Raw genomic sequence first — 14,120 nt, forward strand, 5'->3', positions numbered from 1 at the left:
TGGCACCGTTTATGCAGCCAAGTCGCTAACGCTCCAATCTTATGGTTTCACGAACGCTTTTCGCAGTTTCAGAAGAGTTGCGGAATAAGAATGGCGGAGCACATGGAGCCTGCAAAACTGTTAGTGATTGAGGCTCCGGAGCGGGTAAGATTGTTGCGCTAGGTCCTTGAAGGGGCGGCATTGGAGATTCCGGACGTCTAAAAGCCATGAGAAATTGCTCATTGGACAACAAAGCGGGCTCCGCAAAGGTCGAATTATCCCAAGTTGCCATAAAGCGCTGAGACACGTCTCCAACGATTGTCTCATGAACAAGTACTTCAAATCGCGCATAGTCACTGAGGAGTGATTGGTTTGGGTCGGAATACAATTCTCGAAGGCTGTCGGACAACTCCGGATTTGAGAGCATTCTTTCTCGGAAGGTTATGTCTCTTACTATTTCATAATTCTCGACGGTGCCAACAACGACGACGTCAGCAAATGACACATCGTCGATATTTAAGGGAGAAGCCATAATACATGCTTGTGTCGCTTCCGTAGAAATGACTAGCGCGGTAAGAGAAATTCTAAGGAGATGTTTTTTCATCGAAATTGGCCTCGACCAGCTTTGTTCATCTTCAGTTTTGTCCTGAGGCAGAGTTTGAAGTACCCGTAAGGCTGAGGCAACGGTCTCAACCCAATCGCTCAAAATGAAAAACTGGTGAGATGCGGACATTCGCGCTAGCGCAGCGAAAGCTTACTTTGTCCCGCATTGCGGTCGTAACTATCTAACCGGATCAAACAGCGCATCATCCAGCGTGCAGTCGCGGATGACGTCTGCCCCACAACGACGTGGTTCCAAATCCCGTGTCAGGCAGATGCGTGCTTCTTGGATGCGTTGGCTGCGGCAAGTGATGGTGATCTCGTCGGCATCCAATCCGTCGTTCTCGCGCATGAAGGCTTCTTCGATCAGTGATGCAGGCAACGTAACGGGGTCTTCCAGTCGGCGGAAGACAGCGGGGCGGGTTACGTTTTCATAGGCCTGACGTGACAATGCGTAGTAATCGTCAGGCGAAAGGCCAGAACAGCTGCCGTGTTTGTTCCACTGGTGCCATGCCAAACCGCTGGTCCCCATGATGTCAGCCATCGCCGCAGTGTCGGCGCGTGATGGATTGCGGAACGTGTGTCGGCAATCAGCAGGCCAGCCGTTTTCGTATTGGGGCCAAAGCCCATGCAGCACCCACCCGAAATCTTTGTCGTCATCGCATTGCGGCGAGTTGCGAGAATCGCCCTCGATCGCGCACCACGTTGGGGACCAAGACAGGGACAAAACGTAGTAATCAAACTCCCCCGCGACGTCTTGCGCCTTGGCGGGAAGGGCGATCACACAGAGCAGGGCAAGTATTCGCAGCATTTGGGGTCTTTCCATAAATCAACTTCGCCCTTATATAGCAGTTAAGTTCCCCGACAATGTGAACCCGGCCCGATGCGGTCAGCCCCTTCAAGGGCGTGGGACAGGCATGTCGATTGATGTAGGAGAAGACGAGATGAGCGGCACACCGATTATGGCCAAAGCCACAGCTGTTTGGCTGTGTGACAACACAACAATGACATTCAAGCAGATCGCTGATTTCTGCGGACTGCATGAATTGGAAGTGCAGGGCATTGCCGATGGCGATGTGGCGACTGGCGTGAAAGGGTTCGACCCGATTGCTAACAAGCAGCTGACACAAGAAGAGATCGACAAAGGCGAAGCCAACCCGCGGCACAAGCTGCAGCTTCTATATAACCCAGCGTCTGAGGGCGAAGAAAAGCGCCGTGGCCCGCGTTACACACCGTTGTCCAAGCGTCAGGACCGCCCTGCGTCGATCTATTGGTTGGTTAAGTTCCACCCTGAATTGTCTGATGGTCAGATTTCCAAACTGGTCGGCACAACCAAGCCAACCATTCAGGCGATCCGTGAGCGGACGCATTGGAACATCAACAACATTGAACCCATCGATCCTGTTGCATTGGGCCTGTGTAAACAATCCGAACTTGATGCTGCTGTACAAAAGGCTGCTGCCAAGAAGCTTAAAGAAGGCGGTGTGATGTCTGATGACGAACGCCGGAAGCTGGTCAGCACTGAGCAGAGCCTAGGCCTCGCAGCTGAGCCAAAAATTCCGACCGCGATTGAAGGTCTTGAGACATTCTCATTGGGTACGGATATGCCAGAGCCAGAAGAAGACACGTCAGTTCCAGATGCTGACAGCTTCTTCAACTTGCCCGATGATGCGGGTAACGACGACGAAGACTAAGGTCCGCTGGTCGTAATGAAATCGAAAGCCTCAGCTGAAACGCTGGGGCTTTTTTGGTTTTGGAGCGTTGTTGTGTGGGGTTTCCGCCTAGGGCTAAAGTGCTTTGCGGGCGTTCAGTGCGGCCGTGATTGTCCCATCGTCGAGGTAGTCGAGTTCCCCGCCTACAGGCACACCTTGGGCGAGTGACGTGACCTGCACGCCTTGCAATTCATCTGCGATGTAGTGGGCTGTCGTTTGGCCGTCTATCGTCGCGCCGAGTGCCAAAATCACCTCGGAGATCGATTCAGTGGTAATCCGGTCTCGTAGTTTCGGGATGCGGAGTTCTTCGGGGCCGATGTCATCCAGTGCAGACAAGGTGCCGCCCAGAACGTGGTAGCGTCCTTTGAACACGCCCGAACGTTCCATTGCCCAAAGGTCAGCTACGTCTTCGACGACGCAAATTTGGCCTATGTTGCGTTTCTCGCTTTCACAGATGCCGCAGATATCGGCGGTGCCTATGTTGCCGCAGTTCAGGCATTCGCGCGCCGTCGCGCCGACTGTCGTAAGGGCCTCTGCCAAAGGGTTTAGCAGCTGCCCGCGTTTCTTAATGAGATGTAGCACCGCACGACGCGCTGATCTTGGCCCAAGTCCCGGAAGGCGGGCCATAAGATCAATCAGCACGTCGATATCTTTGGGTGCTTGGCTCACCTTAGAAGGGTAGCTTCATATCCGCCGGAAGACCCAAGCCGTCCGTCAGTTTTGCCATTTCTTCTTGTGCTTTGTCGGACGCTTTCGTTTGCGCGTCTTTGATCGCAGCAAGGATCAGGTCTTCGACAACTTCTTTGTCGTCGCCGTTGAATATGGACGGATCGATGTCGAGCGCCTTGAGTTCGCCCTTTGCGGATGCCGTTGCCTTGACCAGACCCGCGCCGCTTTCGCCGACCACCATCATGTCGTGAAGTTCTTCTTGCAACGCGCCCATCTGCTTTTGCATCTCTTGGGCTTTTTTCATCATACCGGCCATATCGCCGAGGCCGCCTAAACCTTTGAACATCTGTCACTCCTCAATGTGTGTTGCGCCCTAGATAAGGGGGCGGGGGGCGTCGTGCAAGGCAAGCGGCAGATGCTGCACACTAGCTGTCTTCAAAGGGGTCCCATTCCTCGTCGACCTCTGGCAGCGCTTCGAGTTCGGCTTCTGCTTGCATTGATTGATGCGATTTGATCTCGCCGATCTTTGCATTTGGAAACTGGGTAAAGATCGCTTGAACGATAGGATGTGCCTTGGCTTTTTCGCGCAGGGCATTGGCTTCGGCGTCGCGCACTTCGGCGATCGTGTCTTCCCCGCCTTCGTTCACAACAGTCACTGCCCAACGGTTACCCGTCCAGGCCTGAAGCCGTGACCCAAGCCGTTGAGCAAGGTCATTGGTGGCGCTGGGGGACGGAACGAATTCAATCCGGCCCGGTTGGTATGCGGCCAGCCGTACGCCGGTTTCGACTTCGACAAGCAGTTTCACATCGCGATGACGGCGGATGAGCTCAACAACGTGATCAAACGTCGGGTAGAGAGCAAGTGCTTCATCGGTTGCAATCGCAAGAGCAGGACCACTTGCTGACATTGTCGTGCCGCTTGGGCCTGAATGCGTTGGTGCTGGCGCGCTGCCTTGCGCATTTGTCGTTGGGGCCGAGGGTGCTGGGCGTGCGCCGCCTCCACCACCGGGTCCGGCGGGTGGCGTTGCGCCGTCAAGCTTGCGCACCAGTTCTTCTGGGCTGGGAAGGTCGGCGACATGCGTTAGCCGGATGATTGCCATTTCAGCGGCCATCATAGCATTCGGCGCAATAGCGACCTCTTCTAGGGACTTCAGCAACATTTGCCAAAGACGCGACAGTACTCGCATAGGTAGGTCTTGTGCCATCTGCGCGCCGCGTGTGCGTTCATCGGGACCAACTGTCGGGTCTTCGGCGGCGTCAGGGGTGATCTTGATGACGCTGACCCAGTGGGCGATTTCAGCCAAATCCCGCAGGATCGCCATCGGGTCGGCCCCGTCAGAATACTGGCTGGACAGTTCGTGCAGGGCGTCGGCGGCCTGACCTTTCAGGATCATGTCAAACAGATCCAAAACGCGACCTCGGTCCGCAAGCCCCAGCATGGCGCGCACTTGGTCGGCGGTGGTTTCGCCTGCGCCATGGCTGATCGCCTGATCCAGCAAAGACTGCGCATCGCGCGCAGACCCTTCAGCCGCACGGGTGATCAAAGCCAAAGCATCGTCGGTGATCTCAGCACCTTCGGCAGTCGCAATCTTGCGCAGCAGGCCGATCTGGTCTTCGGGTTCGATACGGCGCAGGTCAAATCGCTGACAGCGAGACAACACCGTGACCGGAACCTTGCGGATTTCTGTGGTCGCAAAAATGAATTTCACATGTTCGGGCGGTTCTTCGAGCGTCTTGAGCAGCGCGTTGAACGCACTGGTCGACAGCATGTGAACCTCATCGATGATGTAGATCTTGTAGCGGGCAGATGCCGCGCGGTAATGAACGCTTTCGATAATCTCGCGGATGTCGCCGACACCTGTGCGCGATGCAGCATCCATTTCCATCACGTCAACATGACGGCCTTCCATGATCGCTACACAGTTTTCACATTTGCCGCAGGGTTCGGTTGTTGGGCCGCCAGTTCCGTCCTCACCGATACAGTTCATCCCCTTGGCGATGATCCGCGCGGTCGTGGTTTTACCCGTCCCGCGGATGCCGGTCATGATAAACGCTTGTGCAATGCGATCCGCCGCAAAGGCGTTTTTCAGCGTGCGCACCATGGCGTCCTGTCCGACAAGATCGGCAAAAGTTTCGGGGCGGTATTTCCGCGCGAGGACTTGGTACTTTGGGGTGTCGGATTCGGTCATTTGGTTAAGCTACGCGTTGCCTGATCTGGCGTCCACTAGAGAGACCATAGAATAGCGCCTGTTCCGATTGCAGCCAGCGTCATGATTGCCGCGAGGATTGTGAATGTAGTAGACGACGTCGCCTCGAAGTCGTTCTCTTGCAAGCGAGCCAAAGTTTTGCAGGCGTTGCGTCGTGCCGCCCAGAAAATCAGAACGGCCACGAGTAAGAAAATAGATGCCACTGCTTTGGCCGCCCATGTGGGTTCGAACGCCCCAAACACGGCTTTCATCCCGATAGCGACACCAATTGCACCCAATCCGGTGCCCATCCAACTGGAATAGGTGCGTTCGTTGGCCATCGCAGTGCGGTCCTCGGCCATGTTTGTACGATCTTGAGACGTTTTCTTTTCTTTCATTTGGCCATCTTAACGGCTGCCTTGTTCTTCTCAAGGTTTGCTCGTAGAAATTAGAGGCCCAATAGGGGGGGCACCCAGGTTCGCGGAAAGCTGAGTACGGCACCCTTATCGATCTTAGAACAGGCCTTTTTGGTCTTTCTCATTGTCCCGAATAGCGAACCGTTGGGACCAACTGATGAGGAAGTCCTATGACAGACCCCCTAGAACAATTCCGCCGTGCGGCCAAAACGCTCAAATCTCGTTATGAAATGGGTGACGCTGATGCCCGTGCCCGATTGAAGGCACATCCGCCGCGGGCTGCGGGTGCGCTTAAGCACGCTGATTTTCTGCATGTCATCGCGCAGGAAAATACGTTCAACAGCTGGCCGGTAATGAAAGAGGCGGTGGAAACCGTCGGGTTTGATCGTGCAAGCAAATTGCAGCGACTGAAGATCGCGTTGTTTCATGGCCAGACAGGAGTGGTTCAGCGGTTGATTTCGAACACACCCGATCTGGCGGGAGGCCATTTCGGTTTGTTGTGTTCGCTTTTGGATGTTCAATCCGTTTGGGCGATGCTGAAAGAGGATCCAACGCTTGCCGCGAATGTGGCAGGACCCGTACCGCCTCTGGTGCATCTGTGTAAATCGCGCATGTTTAGTGTTTGGCCCGAGAAGGCGGATGATGCTGTGGCGATTGCGGACATGCTTGTCGCGAACGGGGCTGACGTAAATGCGGGCACAGTAGAAAACGGGGCTCCGTTGTCTCCTTTGTATTGGGCGCTGGGGCATGCGGGGAACATGTCGCTGGCAGAATGGTTGCTTGAAAACGGGGCGAATCCGAACGACGGCGAAAGCCTGTACCATTCGACAGAACTGGGCCACGCAGGCGGCGTTCGGCTGTTGTTGGCCCACGGTGCAGACCCCAAGCAGACCAACGCGTTGCCGCGCGCAATGGATTTTGACAATGCCGAAATGGTTGAACTTCTGTTGAAGGCAGGGGCTGACCCAAATGAGGGTACAGATGCGTGGACAGTTGGCACCGGTGTTCAGCGCGGTGTGCCTGTCCTTCATCAGGCGGCGCGACGGATGAATTCAGGCGCGGTTTTGGATTTGCTGCTGGAATATGGCGCGGACCCAGCAGCAACATGGAAAGGTCACAGTGCTTATGCGTTTGCGCGAGTGTTCGGCAACGACGCGTTGTGCAAACGGATAGAAGCGCTCGGGAGCGTGCCGGACCTGACCGAGATTGAGATACGCCTTGCCGCTGCGGCGACAGGTAAACCGGCTGACGGGTTTATAGACCCCGCAAAAGTCCCCGATGCCTACCGAAACATCCTGCGCGAGGTGCTGCACTTGCCAGAGAAGTTGCCCCATCTAAAGGCTTTGGTCGCGATTGGGATGGAATGGGACCGCCCTGACGGTGAAGGCATAACGCCTGTTCAGGCTGCGGGCTGGGTTGGTTTACCTGATGTGCTCGCGTATTTCCTCAGTCTTGATCCTGACCTTAGTCATGTGAACAATTACGGAGGCACCTTGCTTTCGACAATTGTTCACGGTTCCGAAAACAATCCGAACCGTGGGGCGGCGGATTATGTCGCCTGCCTTCGATTAGTGCTTGATCATGGCGTTGCCTTGCCGCGAAAAACGATTGAGATGGCGGGCAATGATGACGTCCGCAGAACCTTAGAAGACTGGGCGGCGGCAAAGCCGTCGCAAGTGGTGGCACATGGAATTGGCTGAATTCGCGATTTACCCCGTAACGGTTGGGGCAGGGCAAATTGCCCTGTCTCCGATACCCGGGCGGTATGGCACCTATGAGGATAACCTATCTGCAATCTTGCATTGGGGGCCTGATCTTGTGCTGACGATGACGGGGCAGGAAGAACTGGATCGTGTTGGGGCGACGGATTTCGGCGCTGACCTTGAAGCGGCGGACGTTGCTTGGCGGCATCTTCCGATTGTGGATTTCGGCGCCCCGAACGCTGATGTTGATGCTCTTTGGCCTGAAACATCCTCGCTTGCCCATGAAGTACTGGGGCGGGGCGGCAAGATATTGAGCCATTGTTTTGGGGGGTGCGGACGGTCTGGTATGGCTGCGTTGCGGTTGATGGTTGAAACGGGTGAGGCCCCTGACGCGGCCCTTGCGCGGCTACGGTCTGTTCGGTCCTGTGCTGTTGAGCGAGACGCTCAGTTCGAATGGGCGTCTAGCGGCGTTTAAAGCGGCCTTTTTCGGCGCCGTTGTCATACATCTTCTGCATCCGTTTCATATGGGCACGGTTTTCGCCCACAGTCGCGGTGTTGAACCTGTTTTCTTTTTCCAGTTTGCGCCACCTTTCAAGACGATCTGCATCTAGATCACCCGCATCGATGGCAGCACGAACGGCGCAGCCGGGTTCCGTGATATGGGCGCAATCGTTGAATTTGCATTGGGTCGCAAGCTCGGTGATGTCGGAGAAGACCTCGTCGACACCTTCGGTCGCATCCACAAGGCGCAGTTCGCGCATCCCCGGAGTGTCAATCAGCCAACCCCCCGCAAGTGTCGGGCGTAGGTTGCGGTTGGTGGTTGTGTGTCGGCCCTTGGCGTCGTCTTCGCGAATGTCTTGGGTCGTGTCGGCAATCCCAGTCAGGCGATTTTGTATTGTGGTCTTGCCAACGCCAGAGGACCCGACCAAAGCCAAGGTCTGACCGTTAGAGCACCACGCGTTTACACGTTTTACATCTTCGTCATCCGTCGCGTTGATTGCTACAGCGCTTAGCAATGGGGATAGTTTTTCGGCTTGCCGAACATAGGATTGCGGATCGTCGCAGTGATCCGCTTTCGTCAGGATCACCAGTGGTAAGCAGCCTGATGCGGCACACATAGCCAAATACCGTTCAAGCCGCGCAACGTTAAAATCTGCGTTGCAGCTTGTGACTATGCCGAGCGTATCCACGTTGGCGGCAATCAACTGCGGTTTGGATTCTTCGCCAGCGGCGCGTCGCGTGATTTCGGTGGTGCGTTCCAGTGGTCCCGATGCGGCGGCACCTGTAGCAATAACCCAATCCCCAACAGCATAGACGCCGGCTGATTCCGTTGGCGACAAAGACACATCACCCTTTGCGGAAAATCCGTCCAACCGCGAGCGATGCACCGCACTAACGCGAACAGGATGTTGTTCGTCGATCAGTTCGGCTTGCCGTGAAAAATGCGCCGTCCAGCCGAGAGATTTAAGATCAGTTGTCATGGGATGCAGTTATCTTATTTCTGGGGCTCACAAAAGCTGTGCTTTTGCTTCGTCAGAATCCGCAGAAAATGCGATGCATTTGTGCGGTAGGTGAGAGGTTGGACATCGACCCAAGTGGGGCTCGTTGTGGCTGCTTCCTTCCGGACCTGACCAGGTTGGCGAGGCACTTGCCCGCGCCAACCCCTCAACGCTCATATACGAACGAAGAGGCGCTCTTGCAAGGGATTCGGGAAAAGCAGCCAAACCATCGATCAGAGTGTTTGCACCGAACCCATTGCTATGCGACCTAACGGGCATGAAACATGCAGAGACAGTGACATTCGGCGGCTCAGGACTTGATCGCGCGGCACATTTACGCGCGGACGTAACTGCGTTGGAAGCGAACCCAGATGCAAGGTGTATCTTGTTGTGGCGGGGGAAACTGATGGTCGAAGGCGAAGGTCTGGGTCTTGCCCGTGTGCCGTTGGATCATCCGGTGTTGGCTGATGCCGGACCTGTGCGGGTGTTTATGGGGCTCGATAACGAGGGGCCCGTTTTTGCGGCAAACCTGATCCACTGGGACCCAGATGTGCTGGACGAAGAGGCGATGAACACGTTTCTTGATCCTACCACGCAGCATCACCCTGCAATGCCGGACGCGAACCACGCCGCGGAATTACGTGCGATCATGACGACACTGACCGCGCGTGATGCTGAATTGGCAGCGACCGCACGATCTGTACTGCAATGGCACGATAGTCACCGTTTTTGTTCGACCTGTGGTGTTCGAAGCGTTTCCGACGATGGCGGCTGGAAAAGGACGTGCCCTGACTGCGGCACGTTCCATTTTCCGCGCACAGACCCTGTCGTGATAATGTTGATCCTATCGGGGGACAATGTGCTTGTCGGGCGCTCACCTGGTTGGCCTGAAGGAATGTATTCATTGTTAGCAGGCTTCGTGGAACCCGGCGAAACGATAGAAGCCGCTGTTCGCCGTGAAGTATTCGAAGAGGCGGGCGTTGAAGTCGGCGAGGTGGAATATCTGGCAAGCCAGCCTTGGGCGTTCCCGTCATCGTTAATGATCGGCTGTCTTGGGAAGGCGACATCAACAAAGATAACCGTTGATCCCGTTGAACTGGAAGACGCTCGCTGGCTGTCGCGCGCTGAGATGGAGCAAGCGGCGAATGGGGAACACCCAGAGATAAAGCCTGCTCGAAACGGCGCAATCGCACATTTTCTGCTAGAGAATTGGCTGGCAAATACGCTAGATTAATCAGACGAAATTAAACAGGCTGACAAGGCCGGACGAACGAGCAGGATACAATGGAATTTAGCGCACACGACGACATCTCAGCTCCGATTGATTTTGTTTACTCGCAGGTAACAGACTTCAAAAAGTTTGAACGCTCTATCATGCGCCGTGGCGGTGACGTCGAACGCCTTAATGGCAGCGATACGGCGACGGTCGGTACCAAATGGCGTGTGAAGTTCCGCCTGCGCGACAAAGACAGGACCGTTGATGCAGAATTGGTTGAAGTCGACGCCCCGAACTCCCTGAAGATCGAAGTCACATCACCGAGCATTGAAGGAACGATGGTGGTCGACCTTATCTCTTTGTCAAAGACGCACACACGGCTGAGCGTTAAGGTGCAAGCCGTCGCAAAGACGATTCCAGGCAAACTGTTGTTCCAATCCGTTCGTTTCGCCCGCGTAAAAACCGAAAACAAGTTCAAGATGCTGGTAAAAGGCTTCGCCAAAGACGTCGATGCTAAGTACGTCGGTTGATCGGCCCGTTAAGAGGTCGGCTTTTCGTGACGCCGTGGGGCAGCAGGGAAGACACCCATCAGTCGGATGTGATCGGTGAAGTAGTCTAACTCCTCCATAGCGAGCGCAACATTGCGGTCATCAGGGTGGCCTTCGACTTCGGCGTAAAACTGTGTCGCTGTAAACTGCCCGCCAACCATGTAGCTTTCCAGCTTGGTCATGTTGACGCCATTGGTCGCGAAACCGCCCATCGCTTTGTAAAGCGCGGCTGGAATGTTGCGAACGCGGAACACAAAGCTTGTCACCATGCCATGTTTGCCACGTCGAGACAGATCGGGCTCACGGCCCATGATCAAGAATCGCGTTGTGTTGCGGTCATGGTCCTCAATGTGGCGGGCCAAAATGTTCAAACCATAGATTCCAGCCGCCATTTCAGAGGCTAGTGCGCCTGCCGTCATGTCGTCACCTGCTGCGACATCCATCGCGGCGCGGGCATTGTCTGGGCTAATCAACGGTGTAATCCCGTTTTCCCGCAGGAACTTACCGCATTGCGGAAGAATCACGATGTGACCACTTGCTGTTCTGATCTGTTCAACCTGAGCGCCAGGTTTTCCAAGTAGATTAATGTGAACCCGGACAAACGCTTCGTCGACAATGTGCAGCCCGCTTTCGGGCAGCAGAGTATGGACATCACCAACCCGCCCGTAGGTGGAATTTTCAACGGCAATCATACCAAGATCGGCGTCACCTTTGCGGACGGCCTCGATTGCGGCATTGAAGGTAGGGCAAGGAAGGGGCTCATGATCGGGGCGTGCTTCAACGCAGGCTTGGTGGCCATAAGCGCCCGGTTCACCCTGAAATGCGATGCGTTTTGTCATCTTTCCCCCCTAATTTCCCTTTTTCACAAAAAATGGGCATTTGGTCGCGGTGCTACACCTTGATAAATGGCAAGGGAAGCGGATAGATGACGCACAAATTAGGAAGCAAGTGGATCGCGACATGTTCGACACAATGACAATGACCAAAGTTCTTGGCGGCGTATGCGGCACACTATTGGTCTTTTTGCTGGGCAAATGGGCCGCAGAAGAGATTTATCACCCCGGTGGTCACGGCGATCATGAACAGGCTTATGTGATTCCTGTTGAAGGTGGCGACGATGCGGCACCTGTTGAAGAAGGCCCTGACTTCGCGGAAGTTTATGCGATGGCCGACGCTGCAGCAGGTGAAGGCCAGTGGCGTGCATGTGCTGCGTGTCACAAGCTTGAAGATGGCGAAAACGCGACAGGCCCGCACCTTTACGGTGTTGTTGGGCGTGCGGTTGGCTCCGTTGACGGCTTTGGAAACTACTCTGGCGCTTTGAACGATGCCGCCGATGTTTGGACACCTGAGAACCTGAACGCATTTCTTGAAAACCCGCGCGGTTACGCGCCAGGCACGGGCATGACATACAACGGCATGCGCAAGATCGAAGATCGCGCGAACCTTATCGCGTATCTCGACAGCCTCGACGGCTAAGTCAGACACAATCGAATTTATCGAAGGCCGTCCAATTTGGGCGGCCTTTTTCGTTGTGACGTCGGGCAACAAGGCCGCTGTCGGTCCAAATCACGAGGTTGTCACGTAATCTCAACTTGAATGTTAACCCTTCGCCGTCCTAGCTTATTTATAAGGAATTTTCCGCAAGCAGGAGCGCCCAATGGCCAAGACACAGCAGCACCCCCATGCCCCACGATCCAAGGCGGCAGTTCAGACCCAACAATTGGGGCTTTCGAAATGGGGGATGTTGTTAGCTGGCTCAGCACTGGCAATTGGCGCTGCGAGCATGCTGCGCGCCGATAGCCATGAAGAGGTGATCATCTCGCATGGGTATACAAATTTTGGCGAGTTGAAGTACCCAGCGGATATGGCGCATTTGGATTACGTCAATCCAGACGCGCCCAAAGGTGGCGAGATGAGCCTTTGGACGCAAGGCACATTTGATACCTTCAATAATTTCACCCGTGAAGGTGCAACAGCAGCGGGCACAACGATCCTTTACGAAAGCCTTATGACGGCTACGGCGGATGACCCATACGGATCGTATTGCTATCTTTGCACCACGATCGAATACCCAGAGAGCAAAGACTGGGTGATCTTCAATCTGCGCGATGATGTTACGTTTTCTGATGGTTCGGCGTTTACGGCCGAAGATGTAGTGTTTTTCCACGAGCTGATCATGGATCAAGGCTTGCCTGAATACGTGGCCGTTGTCGAAGGCTACATCGAAAAAGTCGAAGTGCTCGACACACACCGTGTGCAATTCACCTTCACGCCTGAGGCCCCGCGCCGTGATGTGATCGGCATCGCCGGAAGCAACCGCGCGTTTTCCAAGGCATGGTTCGCGGAAACTGGTGCAAGGCTGGATGAAAGCACGGATGTACCGTTCCTTGGCACAGGGGCATACGTTCTTGGCAGTTACGACACCAATCGAAACGTTGTCTATCAGCGGGATCCGAATTGGTGGGGCGCAGAGCACCCCATGAACGTCGGACAAGCTAACTTCGACTCGATCCGCTATGAGTATTTCTCGGATAGTGCTGCAGCGTTCGAAGCGTTCAAGGCGGGCGAGTATACCTTCCGCCAAGAAAGCTCGTCGTTGCAGTGGGCCACAGGGTACGAATTCCCCGCCATCGAAAACGGTTGGGTCCGTAAAGAAGAATTGCCAGATGGCACAATTGGGTCTGCGCAGGCATTTATTTTCAACCTACGTGAAGAACGGTTTCAGGACCCGAAGGTTCGCGAAGCTATTAGGTTGATGTTCAACTTTGAATGGTCAAACGAGACCTTGTTCTATGGGTTGTATGACCGCGTTGAATCTTTCTGGCAGAACACGGACCTTCAGGCGCGGGGCGTGCCATCTGAAGGTGAACTTGCACTGCTTCAACCGCTCGTTGATGAAGGGCTTCTTGATGCCTCTATTTTGACGGATGAGGCTGTATTGCCACCGACATCGAATGCAAGCCGCCCTACGGATCGCTCCAACTTGCGCCGTGCATCCGCCCTCTTGGACGAAGCGGGCTGGATTGCCGGGGATGACGGGATGCGCCGAAAGGACGGACAGGTGCTTGAGGTGGAATTCTTGTCTGCCTCTCCAGGTTTTGATCGCATCATCAACCCCTACGTCGAAAGTTTGCAGCGTTTGGGCGTTGACGCGACCCTGAACAGGGTCGACTTCGCGCAGTATGTTGAGCGTCTGGATGCTCCGTCTGATTTTGACATTGTAAACCATACAATGACCCAAGGGTTTGAGCCGGGCAGTGGCATGCGCCAGTGGTTCGGTTCTGAGACGGCTGCTGACAGTTCACGCAACCTGATGGGCCTTGAAGACCCTGCTGTTGATCGCCTTTTAACAAATGTCATTAACGCGACGGGTCTAGAAGAAGTGATCACAGGATCACAGGCGATTGACCGAGTATTGCGGGCCAAGGGGTTCTGGGTGCCGCAGTGGTATAAGTCGACCCACACGGTCGCTTATTACGATATCTATGAGTATCCGGAAAACTTACCGCCGTTTTTACTGGGGCATACTTCGTTCTGGTGGTACAACGCCGAAAGAGCAGAAGAATTAAGAGCTGCGGGCGCGTTCTAGCGC

At 55.0% G+C, this 14,120-nt stretch carries 15 protein-coding genes and 1 other RNA gene; 7 read left to right on the plus strand and 9 right to left on the minus strand.

The window, feature by feature from the left end; all coding sequences use genetic code 11:
- Nucleotides 1-25: 25 nt before the first annotated feature.
- Together L0666_RS07300 and L0666_RS07305 are read right to left on the minus strand one after the other, a co-directional pair.
- Nucleotides 26-583: a hypothetical protein gene (locus tag L0666_RS07300; RefSeq protein WP_235259780.1), complete on the minus strand. Its 558-nt coding sequence runs from the start codon at nucleotides 581-583 to the stop codon at nucleotides 26-28.
- Nucleotides 584-760: 177 nt separating this feature from the next.
- Nucleotides 761-1,390: a ribonuclease T2 gene (locus L0666_RS07305; protein ID WP_235259781.1), complete on the minus strand. Its 630-nt coding sequence runs from the start codon at nucleotides 1,388-1,390 to the stop codon at nucleotides 761-763.
- A 133-nt stretch (nucleotides 1,391-1,523) separates the two neighbouring features.
- On the opposite strand from L0666_RS07305, the gene L0666_RS07310 reads away from it, so the two are divergent.
- Entirely contained in the window at nucleotides 1,524-2,273 is a 750-nt protein-coding gene (locus L0666_RS07310; protein WP_235261383.1) for a DUF1013 domain-containing protein, read from the plus strand.
- A 93-nt stretch (nucleotides 2,274-2,366) separates the two neighbouring features.
- Here L0666_RS07310 and recR read toward each other — a convergent pair whose 3' ends face one another.
- The 4 genes from recR to L0666_RS07330 all read right to left on the minus strand — a co-directional run bounded on the left by recR (nucleotide 2,367) and on the right by L0666_RS07330 (nucleotide 5,544).
- Nucleotides 2,367-2,960, minus strand: coding sequence for a recombination mediator RecR (recR, locus tag L0666_RS07315; RefSeq protein ID WP_235259785.1), 594 nt, complete (start codon nucleotides 2,958-2,960; stop codon nucleotides 2,367-2,369).
- A gap of 1 nt (nucleotide 2,961) precedes the next feature.
- Nucleotides 2,962-3,306: a YbaB/EbfC family nucleoid-associated protein gene (locus L0666_RS07320; RefSeq protein ID WP_235259787.1), complete on the minus strand. Its 345-nt coding sequence runs from the start codon at nucleotides 3,304-3,306 to the stop codon at nucleotides 2,962-2,964.
- A gap of 79 nt (nucleotides 3,307-3,385) precedes the next feature.
- Nucleotides 3,386-5,149: a DNA polymerase III subunit gamma/tau gene (locus L0666_RS07325; protein WP_235259789.1), complete on the minus strand. Its 1,764-nt coding sequence runs from the start codon at nucleotides 5,147-5,149 to the stop codon at nucleotides 3,386-3,388.
- Between the two features lie 35 nt (nucleotides 5,150-5,184).
- Nucleotides 5,185-5,544: a YidH family protein gene (locus tag L0666_RS07330; protein WP_235259791.1), complete on the minus strand. Its 360-nt coding sequence runs from the start codon at nucleotides 5,542-5,544 to the stop codon at nucleotides 5,185-5,187.
- A gap of 188 nt (nucleotides 5,545-5,732) precedes the next feature.
- On the opposite strand from L0666_RS07330, the gene L0666_RS07335 reads away from it, so the two are divergent.
- Entirely contained in the window at nucleotides 5,733-7,262 is a 1,530-nt protein-coding gene (locus L0666_RS07335) for an ankyrin repeat domain-containing protein (protein WP_235259792.1), read from the plus strand.
- Nucleotides 7,249-7,740, plus strand: coding sequence for a protein-tyrosine phosphatase family protein (locus tag L0666_RS07340; protein ID WP_235259793.1), 492 nt, complete (start codon nucleotides 7,249-7,251; stop codon nucleotides 7,738-7,740). Before L0666_RS07335 ends, L0666_RS07340 begins: the two co-directional genes overlap by 14 nt.
- On the opposite strand, the gene rsgA is transcribed toward L0666_RS07340, so the two are convergent.
- Entirely contained in the window at nucleotides 7,727-8,746 is a 1,020-nt protein-coding gene (gene rsgA / locus L0666_RS07345; protein ID WP_235259800.1) for a ribosome small subunit-dependent GTPase A, read from the minus strand. The genes L0666_RS07340 and rsgA overlap by 14 nt on opposite strands.
- 88 nt (nucleotides 8,747-8,834) lie before the next feature.
- Nucleotides 8,835-8,933: signal recognition particle sRNA small type (ffs, locus tag L0666_RS07350), an RNA gene on the minus strand.
- Between the two features lie 108 nt (nucleotides 8,934-9,041).
- Here ffs and nudC point away from each other — a divergent pair.
- Together nudC and L0666_RS07360 are read left to right on the plus strand one after the other, a co-directional pair.
- Nucleotides 9,042-9,998, plus strand: coding sequence for an NAD(+) diphosphatase (nudC, locus tag L0666_RS07355; protein ID WP_235259802.1), 957 nt, complete (start codon nucleotides 9,042-9,044; stop codon nucleotides 9,996-9,998).
- A 50-nt stretch (nucleotides 9,999-10,048) separates the two neighbouring features.
- Nucleotides 10,049-10,510: an SRPBCC family protein gene (locus L0666_RS07360; RefSeq protein WP_235259804.1), complete on the plus strand. Its 462-nt coding sequence runs from the start codon at nucleotides 10,049-10,051 to the stop codon at nucleotides 10,508-10,510.
- Nucleotides 10,511-10,518: 8 nt separating this feature from the next.
- On the opposite strand, the gene L0666_RS07365 is transcribed toward L0666_RS07360, so the two are convergent.
- The gene (locus L0666_RS07365; RefSeq protein WP_235259806.1) at nucleotides 10,519-11,367 is read right to left on the minus strand and encodes a prephenate dehydratase; all 849 of its coding nucleotides are present in this window, start codon (nucleotides 11,365-11,367) and stop codon (nucleotides 10,519-10,521) included.
- Between the two features lie 121 nt (nucleotides 11,368-11,488).
- Between L0666_RS07365 and L0666_RS07370 the strand changes: the two genes are divergently transcribed.
- Both L0666_RS07370 and L0666_RS07375 read left to right on the plus strand, forming a co-directional pair.
- Nucleotides 11,489-12,004: a c-type cytochrome gene (locus L0666_RS07370; protein WP_235259807.1), complete on the plus strand. Its 516-nt coding sequence runs from the start codon at nucleotides 11,489-11,491 to the stop codon at nucleotides 12,002-12,004.
- A 181-nt stretch (nucleotides 12,005-12,185) separates the two neighbouring features.
- Nucleotides 12,186-14,117, plus strand: coding sequence for an extracellular solute-binding protein (locus tag L0666_RS07375; protein WP_235259810.1), 1,932 nt, complete (start codon nucleotides 12,186-12,188; stop codon nucleotides 14,115-14,117).
- Nucleotides 14,118-14,120: the final 3 nt, after the last annotated feature.

Source organism: Octadecabacter algicola (assembly GCF_021532625.1).
Lineage (GTDB): Bacteria > Pseudomonadota > Alphaproteobacteria > Rhodobacterales > Rhodobacteraceae > Octadecabacter > Octadecabacter algicola.

Coding starts and splice junctions, on each gene's coding strand:
- L0666_RS07310 (WP_235261383.1), top strand. CDS start 1,524: ATGAGCGGCACACCGATTATGGCCAAAGCCACAGCTGTTTGGCTGTGT.
- L0666_RS07325 (WP_235259789.1), bottom strand. CDS start 5,149: ATGACCGAATCCGACACCCCAAAGTACCAAGTCCTCGCGCGGAAATAC.
- L0666_RS07360 (WP_235259804.1), top strand. CDS start 10,049: ATGGAATTTAGCGCACACGACGACATCTCAGCTCCGATTGATTTTGTT.
- L0666_RS07365 (WP_235259806.1), bottom strand. CDS start 11,367: ATGACAAAACGCATCGCATTTCAGGGTGAACCGGGCGCTTATGGCCAC.
- rsgA (WP_235259800.1), bottom strand. CDS start 8,746: ATGACAACTGATCTTAAATCTCTCGGCTGGACGGCGCATTTTTCACGG.
- L0666_RS07340 (WP_235259793.1), top strand. CDS start 7,249: ATGGAATTGGCTGAATTCGCGATTTACCCCGTAACGGTTGGGGCAGGG.
- L0666_RS07335 (WP_235259792.1), top strand. CDS start 5,733: ATGACAGACCCCCTAGAACAATTCCGCCGTGCGGCCAAAACGCTCAAA.
- L0666_RS07375 (WP_235259810.1), top strand. CDS start 12,186: ATGGCCAAGACACAGCAGCACCCCCATGCCCCACGATCCAAGGCGGCA.
- L0666_RS07305 (WP_235259781.1), bottom strand. CDS start 1,390: ATGCTGCGAATACTTGCCCTGCTCTGTGTGATCGCCCTTCCCGCCAAG.
- nudC (WP_235259802.1), top strand. CDS start 9,042: ATGAAACATGCAGAGACAGTGACATTCGGCGGCTCAGGACTTGATCGC.
- L0666_RS07300 (WP_235259780.1), bottom strand. CDS start 583: ATGAAAAAACATCTCCTTAGAATTTCTCTTACCGCGCTAGTCATTTCT.
- L0666_RS07370 (WP_235259807.1), top strand. CDS start 11,489: ATGTTCGACACAATGACAATGACCAAAGTTCTTGGCGGCGTATGCGGC.
- L0666_RS07320 (WP_235259787.1), bottom strand. CDS start 3,306: ATGTTCAAAGGTTTAGGCGGCCTCGGCGATATGGCCGGTATGATGAAA.
- L0666_RS07330 (WP_235259791.1), bottom strand. CDS start 5,544: ATGAAAGAAAAGAAAACGTCTCAAGATCGTACAAACATGGCCGAGGAC.